Origin of the sequence: Pelistega indica, from assembly GCF_000506865.1 — a bacterium.
GTDB lineage: Bacteria > Pseudomonadota > Gammaproteobacteria > Burkholderiales > Burkholderiaceae_B > Taylorella > Taylorella indica.
Genome location: NZ_AYSV01000100.1, coordinates 19,326 through 36,275, shown reverse-complemented (window position 1 = coordinate 36,275; position 16,950 = coordinate 19,326). Strand labels below are relative to the sequence as shown.

At 38.5% G+C, this 16,950-nt stretch carries 16 protein-coding genes and 3 pseudogenes; 4 read left to right on the top strand and 15 right to left on the bottom strand.

Annotation, left to right across the window (positions count from 1 at the left end; genetic code table 11):
* Window positions 1-128 precede the first annotated feature (128 nt).
* The 10 genes and pseudogenes from zapD to V757_RS24370 form a co-directional block, all read right to left on the bottom strand.
* Window positions 129-884 carry a cell division protein ZapD gene (gene zapD, locus V757_RS24415; RefSeq protein ID WP_031274757.1) on the bottom strand — a complete coding sequence of 252 codons (756 nt, stop codon included), beginning with the start codon at window positions 882-884 and terminating at the stop codon, window positions 129-131.
* 33 nt (window positions 885-917) lie between these two features.
* Entirely contained in the window at window positions 918-1,538 is a 621-nt protein-coding gene (gene coaE / locus V757_RS24410) for a dephospho-CoA kinase (RefSeq protein WP_023952140.1), read from the bottom strand.
* Window positions 1,539-1,546: 8 nt separating this feature from the next.
* Entirely contained in the window at window positions 1,547-2,209 is a 663-nt protein-coding gene (locus V757_RS24405; RefSeq protein ID WP_023952138.1) for a prepilin peptidase, read from the bottom strand.
* Between the two features lie 82 nt (window positions 2,210-2,291).
* Window positions 2,292-2,540, bottom strand: a complete 249-nt coding sequence (locus V757_RS24400; RefSeq protein WP_023952136.1) for a response regulator transcription factor — start codon at window positions 2,538-2,540, stop codon at window positions 2,292-2,294.
* Between the two features lie 95 nt (window positions 2,541-2,635).
* Window positions 2,636-3,479, bottom strand: a pseudogene (gene panC / locus V757_RS24395) (pantoate--beta-alanine ligase).
* Window positions 3,480-3,490: 11 nt separating this feature from the next.
* A complete protein-coding gene (locus V757_RS24390; RefSeq protein ID WP_023952134.1) occupies window positions 3,491-4,363 on the bottom strand; it encodes a segregation and condensation protein A in 873 nt (290 codons plus the stop codon).
* Window positions 4,363-4,551: a DUF3460 family protein gene (locus V757_RS24385; protein WP_023952132.1), complete on the bottom strand. Its 189-nt coding sequence runs from the start codon at window positions 4,549-4,551 to the stop codon at window positions 4,363-4,365. The genes V757_RS24390 and V757_RS24385 overlap by 1 nt, the downstream gene beginning before the upstream one ends.
* 60 nt (window positions 4,552-4,611) lie before the next feature.
* Window positions 4,612-5,349 carry an amino acid ABC transporter ATP-binding protein gene (locus tag V757_RS24380; protein ID WP_023952130.1) on the bottom strand — a complete coding sequence of 246 codons (738 nt, stop codon included), beginning with the start codon at window positions 5,347-5,349 and terminating at the stop codon, window positions 4,612-4,614.
* Between the two features lie 13 nt (window positions 5,350-5,362).
* Window positions 5,363-6,455, bottom strand: a pseudogene (locus V757_RS24375) (amino acid ABC transporter permease).
* Between the two features lies 1 nt (window position 6,456).
* Complete coding sequence (locus tag V757_RS24370) at window positions 6,457-7,620, bottom strand: amino acid ABC transporter permease (protein ID WP_023952128.1); 1,164 nt, start codon at window positions 7,618-7,620, stop codon at window positions 6,457-6,459.
* A gap of 312 nt (window positions 7,621-7,932) precedes the next feature.
* Between V757_RS24370 and V757_RS24365 the strand changes: the two genes are divergently transcribed.
* The 3 genes from V757_RS24365 to mutY are packed head-to-tail and all read left to right on the top strand — an operon-like array spanning window position 7,933 to window position 10,612.
* Window positions 7,933-8,598, top strand: coding sequence for a cell division ATP-binding protein FtsE (locus tag V757_RS24365; RefSeq protein ID WP_023952126.1), 666 nt, complete (start codon window positions 7,933-7,935; stop codon window positions 8,596-8,598).
* Complete coding sequence (locus tag V757_RS24360; RefSeq protein WP_023952124.1) at window positions 8,598-9,503, top strand: cell division protein FtsX; 906 nt, start codon at window positions 8,598-8,600, stop codon at window positions 9,501-9,503. The genes V757_RS24365 and V757_RS24360 overlap by 1 nt, the downstream gene beginning before the upstream one ends.
* Complete coding sequence (gene mutY / locus V757_RS24355; protein WP_023952122.1) at window positions 9,503-10,612, top strand: A/G-specific adenine glycosylase; 1,110 nt, start codon at window positions 9,503-9,505, stop codon at window positions 10,610-10,612. The genes V757_RS24360 and mutY overlap by 1 nt, the downstream gene beginning before the upstream one ends.
* 37 nt (window positions 10,613-10,649) lie before the next feature.
* On the opposite strand, the gene rodA is transcribed toward mutY, so the two are convergent.
* From rodA to V757_RS24330, 5 genes and pseudogenes are all read right to left on the bottom strand, one after another.
* Complete coding sequence (rodA, locus tag V757_RS24350) at window positions 10,650-11,795, bottom strand: rod shape-determining protein RodA (protein ID WP_023952120.1); 1,146 nt, start codon at window positions 11,793-11,795, stop codon at window positions 10,650-10,652.
* 6 nt (window positions 11,796-11,801) lie between these two features.
* Window positions 11,802-13,875 (bottom strand): annotated as a pseudogene (gene mrdA / locus V757_RS24345) (penicillin-binding protein 2).
* 65 nt (window positions 13,876-13,940) lie between these two features.
* Complete coding sequence (gene mreD, locus V757_RS24340; protein ID WP_245587034.1) at window positions 13,941-14,432, bottom strand: rod shape-determining protein MreD; 492 nt, start codon at window positions 14,430-14,432, stop codon at window positions 13,941-13,943.
* The gene (mreC, locus tag V757_RS24335; protein WP_023952118.1) at window positions 14,422-15,315 is read right to left on the bottom strand and encodes a rod shape-determining protein MreC; all 894 of its coding nucleotides are present in this window, start codon (window positions 15,313-15,315) and stop codon (window positions 14,422-14,424) included. The genes mreD and mreC overlap by 11 nt, the downstream gene beginning before the upstream one ends.
* Window positions 15,316-15,413: 98 nt before the next feature.
* The gene (locus V757_RS24330; protein WP_023952116.1) at window positions 15,414-16,454 is read right to left on the bottom strand and encodes a rod shape-determining protein; all 1,041 of its coding nucleotides are present in this window, start codon (window positions 16,452-16,454) and stop codon (window positions 15,414-15,416) included.
* A 187-nt stretch (window positions 16,455-16,641) separates the two neighbouring features.
* Between V757_RS24330 and gatC the strand changes: the two genes are divergently transcribed.
* A complete protein-coding gene (gene gatC / locus V757_RS24325) occupies window positions 16,642-16,950 on the top strand; it encodes an Asp-tRNA(Asn)/Glu-tRNA(Gln) amidotransferase subunit GatC (protein WP_023952114.1) in 309 nt (102 codons plus the stop codon).

The following is a 16,950-nucleotide window of genomic DNA, read 5'->3' as shown; positions in this document are numbered from 1 at the left end:
CATAAAAACTGATTAGGCAGCTATTATATTTTTACCCATATTCACGTTTTTTTGTACAAAAAGCTATGTATTGAAACAAAATGCTTATAACTTTTTGTAAGTTCTATCAGTCTTGTAAAGTAAGTACACTAAATTTGGCACAATGCCATACGAAAACCTTGAGGTTCTGTAATAAGTTGTTGGCGGAAATTTTCACTAATCCTAAAAAAGCGAATCATAATAACGTGCTTATTACCACTAATCTCAGGATAAATGCGTTGTCCTTTGGGCAACCAAACTCGTGCCATTTGATAAACCTTACCACCAATGCTTTTTTCAAATACACCATTGTCTTTGCTACTTTCCATGCTAGGCAAAGCTGCTTCACGCAATACTCGCAACGATTGAGTAATCGCTTCATACATAGGCATAAATGGTGCAATCAACTGCTGAATGACTCGCACTCTTTCACTCTCATTACCATTTAACCAAGCGGTATAAGATGGAAAATCCATTGGCGAGGTTCCACCTGGCGTTAAAAAGCGATTTTTGAGTGATAGTAACCACTCATTCTCTCTTACATAAAAACCCAATTTGGTAGAGGTTTGGAGATTTTTGGCAACAGTGGTCAATTGTAAAAGCGTTTTATCCAAAGACTCTATATCTACTCCCGGTGTATGACGAAAAGACTCTAAGCTCGCTTTCTGTTTATCGATTTCTTGTAAAACCCAATTTCTTGAATCACCTCGATCGCACACATCCATAATTTCAAATAGCATAGAAAAAGTCACATGCTGGCTAGCAGGGGTTGGACTTTGACTATACGCAATAAGCTGTTGGAATAAATATTCCAAACGAATCATAAAACGTGTTCTTTCATTAAATGGGTGTTCATATAAAATCAAAACAGTACCTTGGCCTTACTTATATAGATATACTCACGGTTTCATGTTTAACCACTGGATATGAAAATTATATGCTTGTTCTTGCAATTTATCCAAACTTATCCCTTTTCCATTGTAAATTACATCATCTGCATATAAAAGTCTTGTTTCTCGACTCGCTTGAGTTTGAAGAATTTGACGAATAGTTTGCTCAGACAAACCATTCCTTTTTTTTACTCTCTCAATTTGTACTTCAGTCTCACAGTCCACCACACAAATTCTATTCAATAAAGGACGATAACGATTAATAGACTCAATTAATAGAGGAATATCAAAGATGATATAGGGACTATGATGCAACCTTAATGCCTGACTAATCATTTCTTGTTGAACCAAGGGATGAATAATTTGCTCCAATCTTTGTTTTACTTCTGGATTTGAAAAAACTAATGTGCGCATAGCATCCCTATCCAAAGCATTCTCTGGAGTAATTACCGTATCCCCAAAGACCTCTCGTATTTGATCCATCGCTAACCCATTTGGCGCGGTTAATTGTCGAGAGATTTGGTCGGCATCCAGTACTTCAATCCCTTGTTTAGCTAGATATTGCGACACTGTTGTCTTACCAGATCCTATCCCGCCTGTAAGACCAATAAAGAGAGAAGTCTGCGACATATTTGCTCCTAACCCACCAAAAACAAGCACCAAGCCGATGTACAAATCCATGGTGCAAAAGGAATAAATGGTTTTTTATATCCCAGTAATCTTAACACAAGCAAATGTATTAGCCCCAACACACAGGCGACCAAGATGAGTATCAACCATACTTTTACGGCAAAAAATAGCGTTAATACCGATAAAAAATAAATATCCCCTTGCCCAATGCCTTTACGAGTCAAAAAATAGGTCCCCCATAAAAGCACCATACACAACACTAAGTCCTGACCCCGTTGTCTGAGTAACAGCTGCCATTGACAATTATTTGCATAAGAATACTCACAAAGCCAATATAACTGCTGCCCCTCAAATAACAGTCCCAATAAAAATAAAATAATTAAAGGAGTAAACGGAATCAAATACAAATGGAAATCACAACAAAAAATCCAAATCAGTAAAAAACATAGAGGCAAGATAATAAATTGCTTATCGGTATAAATAATATTAATTCCAAATGCATCATAGGCTATAAGAATGCTGATGAATAGCACAAACAAGCCTTGAATCTTATAAGTAGAAAGTCGTCTAGCATATGTTTGGTGACTATAAAAATGCGAGTCTTTGGGGTAGTGCTTATAAAATGACCAGACTGTGTAGCGCATCAATGTGGGTAATAACATCATACCCATGATGACTACAATCCCCCCTTGAATTATTACATTATCTCTTATGAGATAATATAAAGCCTCTTGCATCACTATCATAAACTCATTAATGCGTAGTAGAGGCTTGTTGCATTAAGGTTTGTTGAAGTAAGGAAACTAATTCTATAGCATTACGTACTTTTAACTTACGAAATATCCTAGAACGATGGACTTCAATGGTTCTTGTAGAGCAGCCTAATTTTGTCGCACATAACTTATTCGGCATTCCTTTGGATACCAACCACATAACTTGTGTTTCTCTAGGCGTAAGTTGCTGAAAAGGATTGGTAGATAAGTTAACTGATGGCTCTAGCATAATGGTTCTCCTATTCACATAAAAGACTCATCATGCAAAAAAAGATAGGATACTTCAATTTGATAAAAGTATCCTATAAGACAGCTACATCACGTTTAGATTTCTAAATTATCAATCAAACGTGTGTTACCAAGTTTGGCGGCTGCTAGTACGACTAATGGCTCTTTATTTTGTAATTCTTCCATTGTAGGTACTAATAAATTACTTTGTTTACGTAAAGCAATATAATCCACTTTCCAACCACGATCATTCAGTAACTTAGTGGCATTGTACTCAAGCTCTTCACGATTCAAGTTACCTGCCATTAACTGATTTTTTACATCATTTAATGTGGCATATAACATTGGCGCCTCAGCATATTCACTTTGACTTAAATAACGATTCCGGGAAGATAAGGCTAGCCCATTTGCCTCACGTACAGTCTCATGCGCATAAATTTGTACAGGTAACTGAAACTGACGACACATACTACGCACAATCATTAATTGTTGATAGTCTTTTTTACCAAATACGGCCACTTTAGGCTGTACACAGGAAAATAGTTTCAGCACAACAGTACTTACGCCCTCGAAAAAGCCAGGGCGATACTCACCCTCTAAAATATTACCTAAATCGCTAGGAGGTTGTACACGATAATTTTGCGGCTCAGGATATCATTTCTTTTTCAGTAGGAGCAAATAGCACATACACATCACGGCGTTCTTCTAGCTTAGCAATATCATCTGCTAAAGTACGTGGATATTTATCAAAATCCTCGTTCGGACCGAACTGCAAGCGATTGACAAAAATACTCGCTACTACAGGATCACCATGCTGACGAGCCAAGCGCATCAACGATAAATGCCCTTCATGTAGATTCCCCATGGTAGGGACAAAGGCTGTTCGTAATTGACCTCTTAACTGGTCCCTTAATTCTTCAATAGTATGAACAACTTTCACGGTATATCCTTTTAAACAGTTGTATTACTGGTATACGCTAAACGTACATAAATAGGCGCGTAAGGCTCTGCCTGCGTAATTTCTACCAATAATTCGCGGCTTAGCTCTAACATAGCAATAAAATGCACCACAATAACAGCCTGTGGAGCACCATCTTCAATGCGCTCCATAAACAATTCAGTAAATTCCATAAAACGAACATCAGACAAGCGACGCAAAATATGTGTCATATGGTCTCGCACAGATAATTGTTCTCGACTAATATGATGTCGCTGATTTAACTTAGCTCGTTTTAAAATATCTAACCACGCCTGTCGCAAATCATCTGGATTGACATCAGGCAACATCCTTTCAACGCTAATATTGGCTTGTGCATTGGCTCGCTCAAAATCTTTTCCTAACTGCGGCATTTCATCTAATTGTTTAGCCGCAATTTTCATTTGCTCATAGGCCAATAAACGACGCACTAACTCTGCTCGGGGATCCTCAACCTCTTCACCAGTATCACTCTTCTTAACTGGTAGAAGCATTCTTGATTTGATCTCAATAAGCATAGCCGCCATCAATAAATACTCTCCTGCCAGCTCTAGATTCTTTTGCCTAATCTGTTCAACATAACTCATATACTGCATCGTTACTTCCGCCATAGGAATATCGAGCACATTAAAGTTTTGTTTGCGAATCAGATAAAGTAATAGATCCAAAGGTCCCTCAAATGCTTCCAAGAAAACTTCCAAAGCATCTGGGGGTATATAAAGGTCTTGGGGAATATTAAATAAAGGCTCACCATATAGACGTGCCAACGCCACCGAATCAATAACATTCGGTGTGGTATCTACGTTAGGATCTATCAATGAGTCTAACTCCGCCTGAACAGGAGACATTATTTGGTCAGGTATACATAAGGCTGCTGATAAACACGGGCAGCCTTATACTGCTCTTGTTGCTCAGTATCCACAACTTTATCCCACAATCTCGCACGGCCAGCAAGCTGCTTTTCCATCGTTTCTGGGTGGTCTTTTTTGTATTGTTTTAAAAACAATGTTGCTTCAGATTCGTAACTTTTCGACATAGTATTCTCGAAAATGGCTATTAAAACTCTGATTATAACAAAATCAGTTACAAAGTTAAGCTATAAAATTTGCGCTAAAAATTGACGCCCTCTTTCCGTACGAGGGTGAGTAAAAAACTCTGCCGGTGGTGTTTGTTCAATAATTTGCCCTTGATCCATAAACACAACTGAGTCTGCTACCTTCTGTGCAAAACCCATTTCATGGGTAACACAAAGCATAGTCATACCCTCTTTTTCGGCTAATTCCACCATTACTTCTAACACTTCTTTTACCATTTCAGGATCAAGTGCTGAAGTAGGCTCATCAAATAGCATGATTTTGGGTGCCATACATAGTGATCGAGCAATGGCAACCCGCTGTTGTTGTCCTCCTGATAACTGTCCCGGATATTTATCTGCCTGATCGGCAATACGCACTCTTTCTAGGTACTTTAGCGCTGTCTCATACGCTTGTTTTTCACTTTGCTTTAATACCCAAATTGGTCCTAAGGTAAGATTTTCAATCACTGTAAGATGGGGAAACAAATTAAAATGTTGAAATACCATACCAACATCACGGCGAATTTCTTCCAAATGTTTAAGGTTATGGTTTAACTCTACTCCATTAATCGTAATCGTACCAGTTTGATGAGTTTCTAAACCATTTAAACAGCGAATAAGCGTAGATTTCCCTGATCCTGAGGGTCCAGAAATCACTATTCTTTCACCTTCTTTGACCTGTAGATTGATATTTTTCAATACTTGAAAATTACCATACCATTTATTGACATCTTTTAAGTCAATCATTACTTTTGTCATGAATTAGGGGCTCCTAGTGTTGCTTTCCAAGCTCTGCTCTAGTTTCAAGAAAACGAGAGTATCGGGACATAGCATAGCAAAAAATAAAATAAATCAATCCTATAAAGACATAAGCTTCTATACTAAACCCTTGCCAAACAGGATCAGCTAAAGCAACTTTAGCGGATAAGGTTAAATCATAAATCCCAATAATAACCACCAATGAAGTATCTTTAAAAATGGAAATAAATATACTCACTAACGGCGGGATAGCTACTTTTAGTGCCTGTGGCAAAATGATGAGACGCATGGTCTGCCAGTAATTCAGCCCTAACGAGGCAGCTCCTTCAAACTGTCCTTTTGGAATGGATTGCAAACCTCCACGAACCACTTCTGCTATATAAGCTGAAACATAAATAATCACGGCAATTTGTGCGCGTAATAACTTATCAATAGAGACAACCTTCTGGAAAAAATAGTGGCACCATAACCGACGCCATAAACAATAAACTGATAAACGGCACTCCACGGACTATTTCAATATAAGCAATTGATAGTGACCTTATTAAAGGCATTTCTGATCGTCTACCTAATGCTAATAAAACCCCAAGCGGTGTCGCTATTAATATGCCAAAGATAGATAAAATCAAGGTGATGGGTAGTCCACCCCAACGTGCTGTTTCAATATAAGAAAGAGAGAAGAAACCTCCTCGCATTAGCAACCAAGCAATCGCTAACACAACAATCCAAATAGGGATAATAGTCTTATTCCAGGCTTTGGGTATGGCGGTATAAACAATTAATCCAATCAATAATAACGTAACTAAAAATGGGCGCCACTGCTCATCAAAAGGATAGACACCAAATAAAATTAAACGATATTTATGTTGAATAAAAGACCAACAGGCTCCCTGAGATTGGTGACATTGCTGACCATCACTCGCCGTGAAATTCGCTTGTACAAAAAACCATTCAATGACTGGTGGCAACAAAAACAATAACAACCAAAGGACTAAAATAGTTGTCAAACTATGAGCCGGTGTCGCAAATAAGTTTTCTTTAACCCATGTGAATGCTTTTGCTGATCGTGATGAGTTTGGCATTGTTTCAGAAGATAATTGTGTCATTTCATCTCTCCACTAATGCCATACGTTTGTTATACCATGCCATCAATATAGCGATACTCACACTAATCGTAAAATAAGCCAGCATAATAATCATTACTGCCTCAATCGCTTGTCCTGTTTGGCTAAGCATCGTATTTACAATAGAAACAATATCTGGGTAGCCAATAGCAACGGCTAATGAACTATTTTTAGTTAAGTTCATAAATGTATTACTCAGCGCAGGAATCATTACACGGATAGCTTGAGGCATGACAATTAGCCTTAATGTTTTTAGCCGTGAGAGCCCTAAAGACTCCCCTGCTTCCCATTGCCCTTTGCCAACACTTTGAATCCCTGAACGCACAATCTCAGCCACAAAAGCTGCTGTGTATAAAACTAACCCTATTATCAACGCAGCTAGTTCTGGACTAAAACTCCATCCATTCACAAAATTAAACCCTTTTAATGCCGGTTTGATCAGCTCCAATTGCCCCCCAGAAAGTAATACTCCCATCATAGGTAGCACAATAAATAAACCTAGACTTATCCAAAATACAGGTGTTGTTTGCCCAGTTTTTCGTTGTTTTTGCTTTGCTGCCACAGTAATGACATAAGTAAGGAGTATAGCTATCAGCAAACCGACAAATAACCATAGCAGTGATGCACCCTCTAATACAGGAATCTTGATACCCCTATTTGATAAAAATATACCGTCAATAGGCGATAATGCTTGACGAGGTGCAGGCAAATTTTCCGTCAGTAATGCATACCAAAAAAACAAATGTATCATCAAAGGAATATTGCGCATTAATTCTACATAAATGGATGCCAATCTATTGACTAGCCAGTTACTTGACAATCGACCAATACCGATCAAGGTTCCAAGTAATGTAGACAAAATAATACCGATAAAAGATACTAATAAGGTATTCAGTAAACCAACTTTAATCGCTCTGGCATAAGTATCAGTAAGTTGATAATCAATTAGCGACTCACCAATAGCAAATCCTGCCTCTTTGTGTAAAAATGCAAAACCTGTTTGAATATTTCTTGAGGATAGATTATCCATGGTATTACTTACTAAATACCATACCACCCATACCACTATCGCTAGGATAATAGCTTGATAGATCCATGAACGGACACGTTCATCATTCCAAGAAAAGGATATTTTTCGTTTTTGCATATACTTATAGTTGTTGTAAAAAATCTTTTCTTGACTATACCATTTAATAGCTTAGGAATTTCAAGTTTTCAGCCCTTACCATGATGAATCTAGTGCTAAAATAACAAAAACGTTATTTACTTATAATAGTCAGACTGTCATTAATGCGGTACTTTCGGTGAGTAGATTTTCATAATGAACAATAAGCCACTATTTGCTGGGTTACTCAATTTGAAAACCTGCCTATCAAAATTCAAACAAAAGCTTGATAACAATCTGACTATTATTTACCTATAATGTCTATCTATTATCTATAGCGTATAAAGTTGCAATATGATTGAATTTCAGCACGTTTTTAAATCCTATGGTCAAAGTGCCAATATCCTTGCCGATATTAACTTTACAATTAATAGTGGTGAGTTTGTGTTTATTTCTGGCCCTTCTGGTGCTGGCAAATCGACCTTATTAAAAATGATTGGCGGTTTAGAGCCACCGAGTAGAGGTGCTATTACTGTTAAGGGCGAACGCGTAGATAAAATCACCCCTAGAGCGATGCCATACTTACGCCGTGCTGTAGGAATTATTCTGCAAGACACTCACCTCCTCTATGATAGAAGTGCTTTTGAAAATGTGATGTTGCCTTTATCTGTGATGGGGCTTAACCCTGACAAAGCTGCCTCACGTGCGAGAGCAGCCATTGTAAAAGTTGGGCTTGGTGGCAAGGAAAAGTTAAATCCTATTGCCTTGTCTGGTGGTGAGCAACAACGCCTTGCCATTGCTAGAGCCATTGTGAATCGCCCTAGTATTCTTATTGCTGATGAGCCTACAGCAAATCTAGACCAAGAAAATGCTCATCTTATTTTAGATGTTTTTCGTGATTTTAATCGTGTTGGCGTGACTACGTTAATCGCCTCACATGATCGCCCTTTGCTACAATGCTATTCAAACCGTACTTTACTGATTGAGCCAGGACGCTTTACTGACTTGGGATACCACTAATGAAAACTTGGTTACATCATCATTCTTATGCATTTAAAACGGCTATTCGTCGTTTGAGTCTAACGCCATTCTCAACAATCACAAATATTATTGTGATTGCTTTTGTGCTTTCCCTCCCCTTAGTCGTGAGTGCTATTATTACCTCCCTAGCACCCGTTACTCAGGTAGTATCAGTTAATCCAGTCATTACTTTGTTTATGAAGAACACGACTAATCTGGATTCTACAAAAGAATTATCAGAGTCATTGCAAAAAGAATTTGCTAGTTCTATTGATAAAATTGAAGTAGTGTCTAAGCAAGAAGCGCTTGATTCATTACGCTCATCAAAACAATGGGCCGACTCTCTAAATGCCTTATCAAACAACCCTTTACCACATAGCATTATTATCACCCTAGCTTCTAATATTAATACCGAGCAGGCAAACCAATTAGCTAATCAATGGGGCGATTTAGAACCCGTTGATATGGTGCAGTTTGATAGCGATTGGCTCAAAAAGCTTGAAGGTATCTTGCATTTCTTCAAAGTCCTACTTGGTATTTTAGCTATTGGGGTAGGAATAATTGTCATCGCTACTATTTTTAATACTGTTCGTATGCAGGCACTTCTTCAACGAGATGAAATTGCTGTTGCTCGTTTGGTTGGGGCAACTGAATCATTTGTGCGTCGCCCTTTTCTCTACTTAGGTGCAATTACTGGTTTATTTGCTGGATTATTAGCCATTGTTTTAACAATCTTTGGTTTAAGCATGATGAATGATGCAATTTTGGTGTTATCTGAAAGTTATGGTCAGTCATTTTCATTAAACTTGCCTTCAGCATTTTGGCTAATTTTAGCGATTATTTTGGTGATGTTTATCGCTGCCCTATCAGCGCGTTGGTCAGTGACTAAGCACTCTAAATTCTAATGCCAAGTTTTGTTCAAAAAATCCAAGCCTGGCAACAACAGTCAGGCCGCCACAATTTGCCTTGGCAAGGCACCAAAGATCCGTACAGGGTTTGGCTATCAGAAATTATGCTGCAACAAACTCAAGTCACTACGGTCATTGATTATTACCAGCGTTTTTTACAACGATTCCCCACTATTGCTGATTTAGCCATGGCATCACAAGAAGAAGTGATGCCATATTGGGCAGGACTAGGTTACTATGCTAGAGCACGTAACTTACATCATTGTGCTGTTACCATCTGGCAAGACTATCAAGGCGAATTTCCGCACTCTCCCGATGAGCTCATCAAACTAAAAGGGATTGGTCAATCCACAGCCAATTCTATTGCCGCATTTTGCTTTGATGCAAAGACACCCATTATGGATGGTAATGTTAAACGAGTATTTAGCCGTTATTATGGAATTACTGGCTATGGTAGTGCCATTGATAAACAGTTATGGGAACAAGCCTACAAAAATGTTATTAATGAAACAAACATTGGGCAATATAATCAGGGATTAATGGACTTGGGTTCATTAATTTGTACCCGAACTCAAGCAAAATGTTCTCAGTGTCCAGTGCAAAAGGATTGTTTTGCTGCCAAACATAATATGCAAAATAGTTTGCCCACTAAAAAACCTAAAAAAACATTACCTACCAAAGAAACCTATTTATTGATATTCAAAGCACATCATCATGTCTTGTTACAACAACGTCCGCAACAAGGAATTTGGGGGGGACTCTTATCATTACCTGAACAAGAAAGTCTATCAGCTGTGAATAGTTATTTAAGTAAACATGGTTTTGGTCAGACGACAGAAAAACACTCTTCTACACAACTACTGGCTAGTTTTGAACATGTTTTTTCACACTATCGACTCATTATCCATCCGGTGATGATTACAGCTCAGCGAAATACGCTACAAGACAGTATCTTCATTGAGGATACTCAATGGTATGATATTCACCCTGAGAATCTAGACAAATTAGCTTTACCTCGTCCAATTCATAACCTTTTAAGTGGCTTAAGTCTTTTAGATACAGACTCAACCACAAGTACGCAAATGTGTTTACCCACTAAGTCCTAGAGCGAATTAAGGATTAAAAAGCACTATTGATATAGTGTTAATTAGATGGTTTTGACGGTTTATAGTTAGAAATACTCATTAGTAAACCGCTTGCTAAGCCCAAGGTAACAAGAGCTGTTCCCCCATAACTCATAAATGGTAATGGCACACCCACGACCGGTAAGATTCCCATAACCATACCCATATTGACGAAGATATAAACAAAAAACATCATCGTTAAAGCACCTGCTAATAACGCACCAAATTGTGTTTTTGCTTTGAGAACAATAACAAAACAACGAGCTAATAATAAGGTATATAAAATAAGTAAAAAGATACTACCATACATACCAAATTCTTCAGCATACACTGCATAAATAAAGTCCGTTGTTTGTTCTGGGATAAAGTCCAGATGTGTTTGAGTACCTTGCATATAGCCTTTACCATAAATGCCACCAGAACCAATCGCAATCATCCCTTGTAAGGTATGAAAGCCTTTACCTAGCGGATCTAAAGTAGGATCTAATAAGGTACATACTCTGGTTTTCTGATAGTCATGCAAGATAACCCAATCAAAATCGGGCTGACATAAAATAGGCTCATAATACAAGATTAAAGTAATTACAGTTACCCCAATAATAAATAAAGGAGTTAATAATTTGAAGGATAATCCAGCAAAATAAATCACACAAAACCCTGTGGTAAATACCAGAATAGCTGTTCCCAAATCAGGCTGCTTGATAATTAACACAAAGGGAATTAATAACAAAATGCCAGCAATAAAGAAATCAAAGATCTTTAAATCACTTCTATGCTTATCAAAATACCATGCCAACATCATTGGTACACATAGTTTCATCATTTCTGATGGCTGTATCCGTAAGAAACCAATATCAAGCCAACGTGTTGCACCTTTGCTGGTATAACCAAATAACAGTACAGCTAACAACGACAAACAACCAATGACATAAAATGGAATAACAATTTTCATTATTTGTGAAGGTGTCCATAATGCAACAAACCACATCACAAAAAAAGCAATGATAAAATTTCTTCCTTGTCCTAAAAAACGGCCCTCTGCCTCACCAACAGCAGAATGCATAACCAGCATACCCAGACCAGCAAATAGCAATAGAATAATCAACAAAGGCCAGTCAAACGCCTTTATCGCTCTTACTAAGAATTGAGTCAATATATTCTTCATCTCTCACTATCCCTGACTGGTTGTTTGCTCTTTTGAATCAGGTTGAGGATTTTGCCTATCTACACCTGACGGTATATTATCCAAAATATCTGGCAATGCATCTTGTGTTTTATCCTCAGGATTACTTGGCGTTTCTGAAGGAACCTCTACATCTGATGAAGTTTCATCATTAGGCTCATCTTCTTCCAAGAAAGCCGGTACATAATCAGGAACTTCCTGTCGATTCGGGGACAGCCAATAATCAAATACTTTTCTTGCCATTGGGGCAGCAACTTTCGCGCCCCAACCACCATTCTCAACAATCAATGCCACTGCAATTTTAGGATTATTCACAGGTGCGAAACCCATGTACAGTGCGTGATCATGTAACTTTTTATGCAATCCCCTAGCATTATAACGAGAACCTCGTAAGCTAAAGACTTGAGCGGTCCCCGTCTTACCAGCCGATAAATAATTTGCACCATAAAATATTTTTTTTTGCTGTACCAAAGCGAGTCACATCAGTCATTGCATTCTTAATCACTTTAATATCAGCAGGATTTAAAGGAATTGTATACTCTGGTTTTTTAACTACTTGTTCGGCCTTACGAGTAACTTCGTTTTCTAACCAATTAACAACATGGGGACGCATATACACACCATCTGCAGCCAGTACAGATGTTGCTTGAGCTAATTGCATAATTGTCAATGCATTATATCCTTGTCCTACAGCCACAGAAATAGTTTCCCCTGCTAACCAAGTTTGCTTTTTAGGATCTTTATAGGCTTGCTTTTTCCATTCCTTTGAGGGTAATATGCCACGTTTTTCATTGGGTAAATCAACACCTGTACGCTTTCCAAAACCAAACTGAATAGCAAAATCATGTAATCTATCCACGCCTAAGGCTGGTCCCAAACTAAAAAAATACGTATCGGAAGAGACGACTATTGCCTTATGCATATTAGTTGGACCATATACAGCTCTCCCAGCATTATGGAATCTCTGACCACCATATTCAAAATAGCCTGGATCAGGGTATCGAGTATCTGCATCACGCACCCCCAACGATAATGCTGCTAAAGCAACAAACGGTTTATATGTTGAACCGATAGGGAAGGTCCCTGAAATTGGACGATCAAGCAAAGGAGCATCTTCATTTTCAGATAATTTACGCCAATTCTCAACATCAATACCATCCACAAATAAATTAGGATCATAAGATGGTGCTGATACATAGGCCAAAACTTCACCTGATTCTGGCTCAATAGCAACTAACGCACCTTTTTCTGAATATTTGGAATGATTAAAAAGCCCCTCAGCCATTTTTTGTAATCCCATATCGATGGATAAACGTAGATTATCTCCGGGAATTGGGTCAATTTTACGCAATACACGAACAGGTCGACCAGAAGCAGAAATTTCTACTTCTTCCCAGCCTGGTTTACCCTTTAGCGACTGTTCATAACTCGCTTCAATACCCTTTTTACCAATAACTTCGGCACCTCGATACTCACCCTCAAGTCCATCTTTTTCTAATTTTTCTTTATCTTTTTCCGAGATTCTTCCCACATACCCCACTAAATGAGCAGCAGACTCACCTTGTGGATACTCTCTTACCCAACGAGCCTTAACACTCACCCCGGGGAACCGGTATGAATTAGCCGCAAATAATGCCGCCTCTTCATCGGTAATATTGTGTCGGAGCATTACGGATGAAAATCGGTTAGAACCAGCTAAACGACGTTTAAAGCGACGTAAATCAAGATCACTGATAGGAATAAATTCTTTAATTTGAGAAACTATTTCATCAATATTTTTATTAGCGTAAGCAGGAATAATTTCAATGGTATAGTCTCTATAACTACGAGCGAGTACAATACCATTCCTGTCGACAATATCGCCTCTTCTAGGCGTAATTGGTACTAAGGTAATACGATTTCTTTCTGCTCTTTCTGAAAAACCTTGATACCGCTCAACTTGAAGCACCCACAATCTATAAATCAATAGACTAAAGCACAACAAAATGAACATCGTCGCAACAATTATGCGGATCAACAATTTTCTTCTGTTAGGGCCTGTTTTCTGGCTAAACTCGAACATAGCAAGCCTATCAATTTAAGGTGTTGTCATCAATTGGCTGATAAAAGAAAAACTTAAACAGTAAATCAGCAATAAACCAAAGCAAGGCAGTAATCACGCCAGACCATAACCAGCCCCAACCAGCCCAAACACCCAGCCAGCCAAGACTCAAACAATCGACTAGGTATGGCAGCCAACACAAATACAGGTAACACAGCTGTAAAGTGGGCAAATACAGAGAACTGCGACATATGTTTTCTCATAAGAATGATGGCATATAAGACAAGTATATAGTACAGTGCATGCCGCCCGAGAATATTGGTATCATGTACATCCATCACGATACCAAAGAGAAAGGCTGTTACTAACCCAACACCTTTAACATTGTAAAAGCACCAAAATGCTAACACCAATAACAAAATATCAGGTGAACCTGGCCAATCTCGCCAAGGCAATAAAGAAGACAAAAATACAATAAAAATGCTCACCCACGCCAATGCTGTTGGAGGGTAAAAAGTATCATCTCCTGAATCAATAGGTCGTAAATTACCTATATGTTTAGATTGTTTACTCGCCATTATGCCCATCCTTACCCGTATCCTGATCGGAATCAGATGGTGTTTTTGCTACATCGGTTAATAATACTAAAAAATGCAAATAGCGTTCTGGGTGTGCTGTGGGCTCTACATAAGCACTAACAAACCCTTGTGCTGAATTTTTTTCAATTTTATTGACTTGACCTATTGCCAATCCTGCGGGGAAAACACCACCAATACCACTCGTAACAAGTTGATCGCCCTCTTTGATATCTGCACCCAACGCCAAATAACGCACTTCTACACGGCTAGGATGACCACTACCATAAACTACAACACGTAAGCCATTGCGCAAAATAATCGCTGGTAAAGACACTCTCTCATCGGTAATGAGTGCTGCCTCTGCTGTATTAGCAGTGACTCGTTGAATTTGCCCCACCAAACCACCTTCACCAATCACAGGCATCCCTGGTGCTATGCCATCATTAGCACCTTTGGTCAGAACTAAGGTTTGATGTAAAGGATTGGGTGCAGCATATAAAATTTGAACAGCAACAGATGGGATGTTGACTGATTTCTTAATCCCTAACAAGCGGCGTAATTGGATGTTTTCTTCAGCCATCTGCGATGCTTGCACAGACAACTGTGTTAAACCAATTCGCTGACGTTGAGATTCTTCGGTTTGTGTACGTACCAACTCAACAGCATTTGACCAATTATAAATTTGTACCACAACATCACGTGGCCATAAGGCAGCACGCTGCAATGGATGAATAACGCTAGCGACGACTTTTCTAACGGGTTCTATATAGTTTGTTTGAGAGTCTGCAATCATAAGAATGACACATAAAATTCCCAAAGCAACAAGTCGCAACCCAGAGACCTGACCCCGCTGAAAAAGGTTCAAGGAATTATTTTGTGGCATCTAATGTCCTGAAACACAAACTAGCACTACCCTACGAAACTTATCTTACGGCATTATGAGCAATCAATAAAGGCGTAGTATAGTGCTATTTAAAATAATTATTCATTAATAAAAACAGGACCTAGAAGCTCTAAGTGCTCTAATGCTTCACCACAACCTCGCACAACGCATGTTAATGGATTTTCAGCCACCATAACAGGCAACCCTGTTTCTTCCTGTAAAAGTCTATCTAAATCTCTTAGTAGTGCACCACCACCAGTTAAGGCAATTCCTTTTTCTGTAATATCCGAGCCTAACTCTGGAGGAGTTTGCTCTAAGGCGATTTTTACAGCAGACACTATTTGATTTAATGGATCAGTTAGTGATTCTAAAATCTCTGTAGAAGTCACTGTAAAACTACGTGGTGCACCTTCAGATAAATGACGACCTTTAACTTCTAACTCACGAACTTCACTACCAGGGAACGCCGAGCCAATTTCTTTTTTAATCATTTCAGCCGTTTGATCACCAATTAGCATTCCATGATGACGACGAACATAATTAACAATAGCTTCATCAAATTTATCGCCACCAACACGCACAGAACCTTTGTAAACCATACCACCTAAGGAGATAATCGCTACTTCGGTTGTACCACCACCGATATCAACCACCATAGATCCGCTGGCATCTGAGACATTTAGCCCGGCACCAATAGCTGCAGCCATAGGCTCTTCGATTAAAAATACTTGGCTAGCACCAGCCCCTAAAGCAGCCTCACGAATCGCACGGCGTTCCACTTGTGTGGATCCACAAGGTACACAAACAATAATTCGTGGACTAGGAGAGAAAAGTCCTCTCGGGTTTACGATGCGAATAAATTGCTTAATCATTTGCTCTGTTACAGAGAAATCAGCAATAACACCATCCTTCATAGGACGGATAGCATCAATATTGCCAGGAACACGTCCAAGCATTTGTTTTGCCGCTTGTCCTACGGCTTGAATAACTTTACGACCATTACCACCGTCATGTCTAATTGCCACTACTGATGGCTCGTCTAGCACGATTCCTTTGCCGCGTACATAAATTAAAGTATTCGCAGTACCGAGGTCAATTGCCATATCGGTAGATAAATAATTTCTTAAAAATCCAAACATTTGTCTTTTCTTTGGTGTGAGGTGAGCAAAAAGAGTTTTTTATTAAGGTGTTATAAATTGGATAACTCTTAATATTAACTTATAATGAAACATATTCCGAGATTTTATCATTTTTAAGCAGCATAAATATACGCTTTTAAGGTAAATTTCCTTTTTTTACATTTTATTTTTAAAAATTATACATTTTATGTCTCTTACACTTAACGATGTGAATCGAATTGCTCGTCTTTCTCGTCTTGAATTAGATGAACAAGAGCAAGCTCAAGCACTTCTTGAATTAAATAGCATGCTTGGCTTAATTGCCCAATTACAGTCTGTTGATACTAGCGGTGTAACTCCATTAGCTCACCCATTATCTGTGCATGAAGAAATTAGTTTACGTTTACGTGAAGACATCGTCACAGAAACATCTTCACTAGAAAAACGTGCTGAATTAATGGCGAATGCACCCGCTGAATCTAACGGTTTATTTTTAGTTCCTAAAGTTATCGAGTAA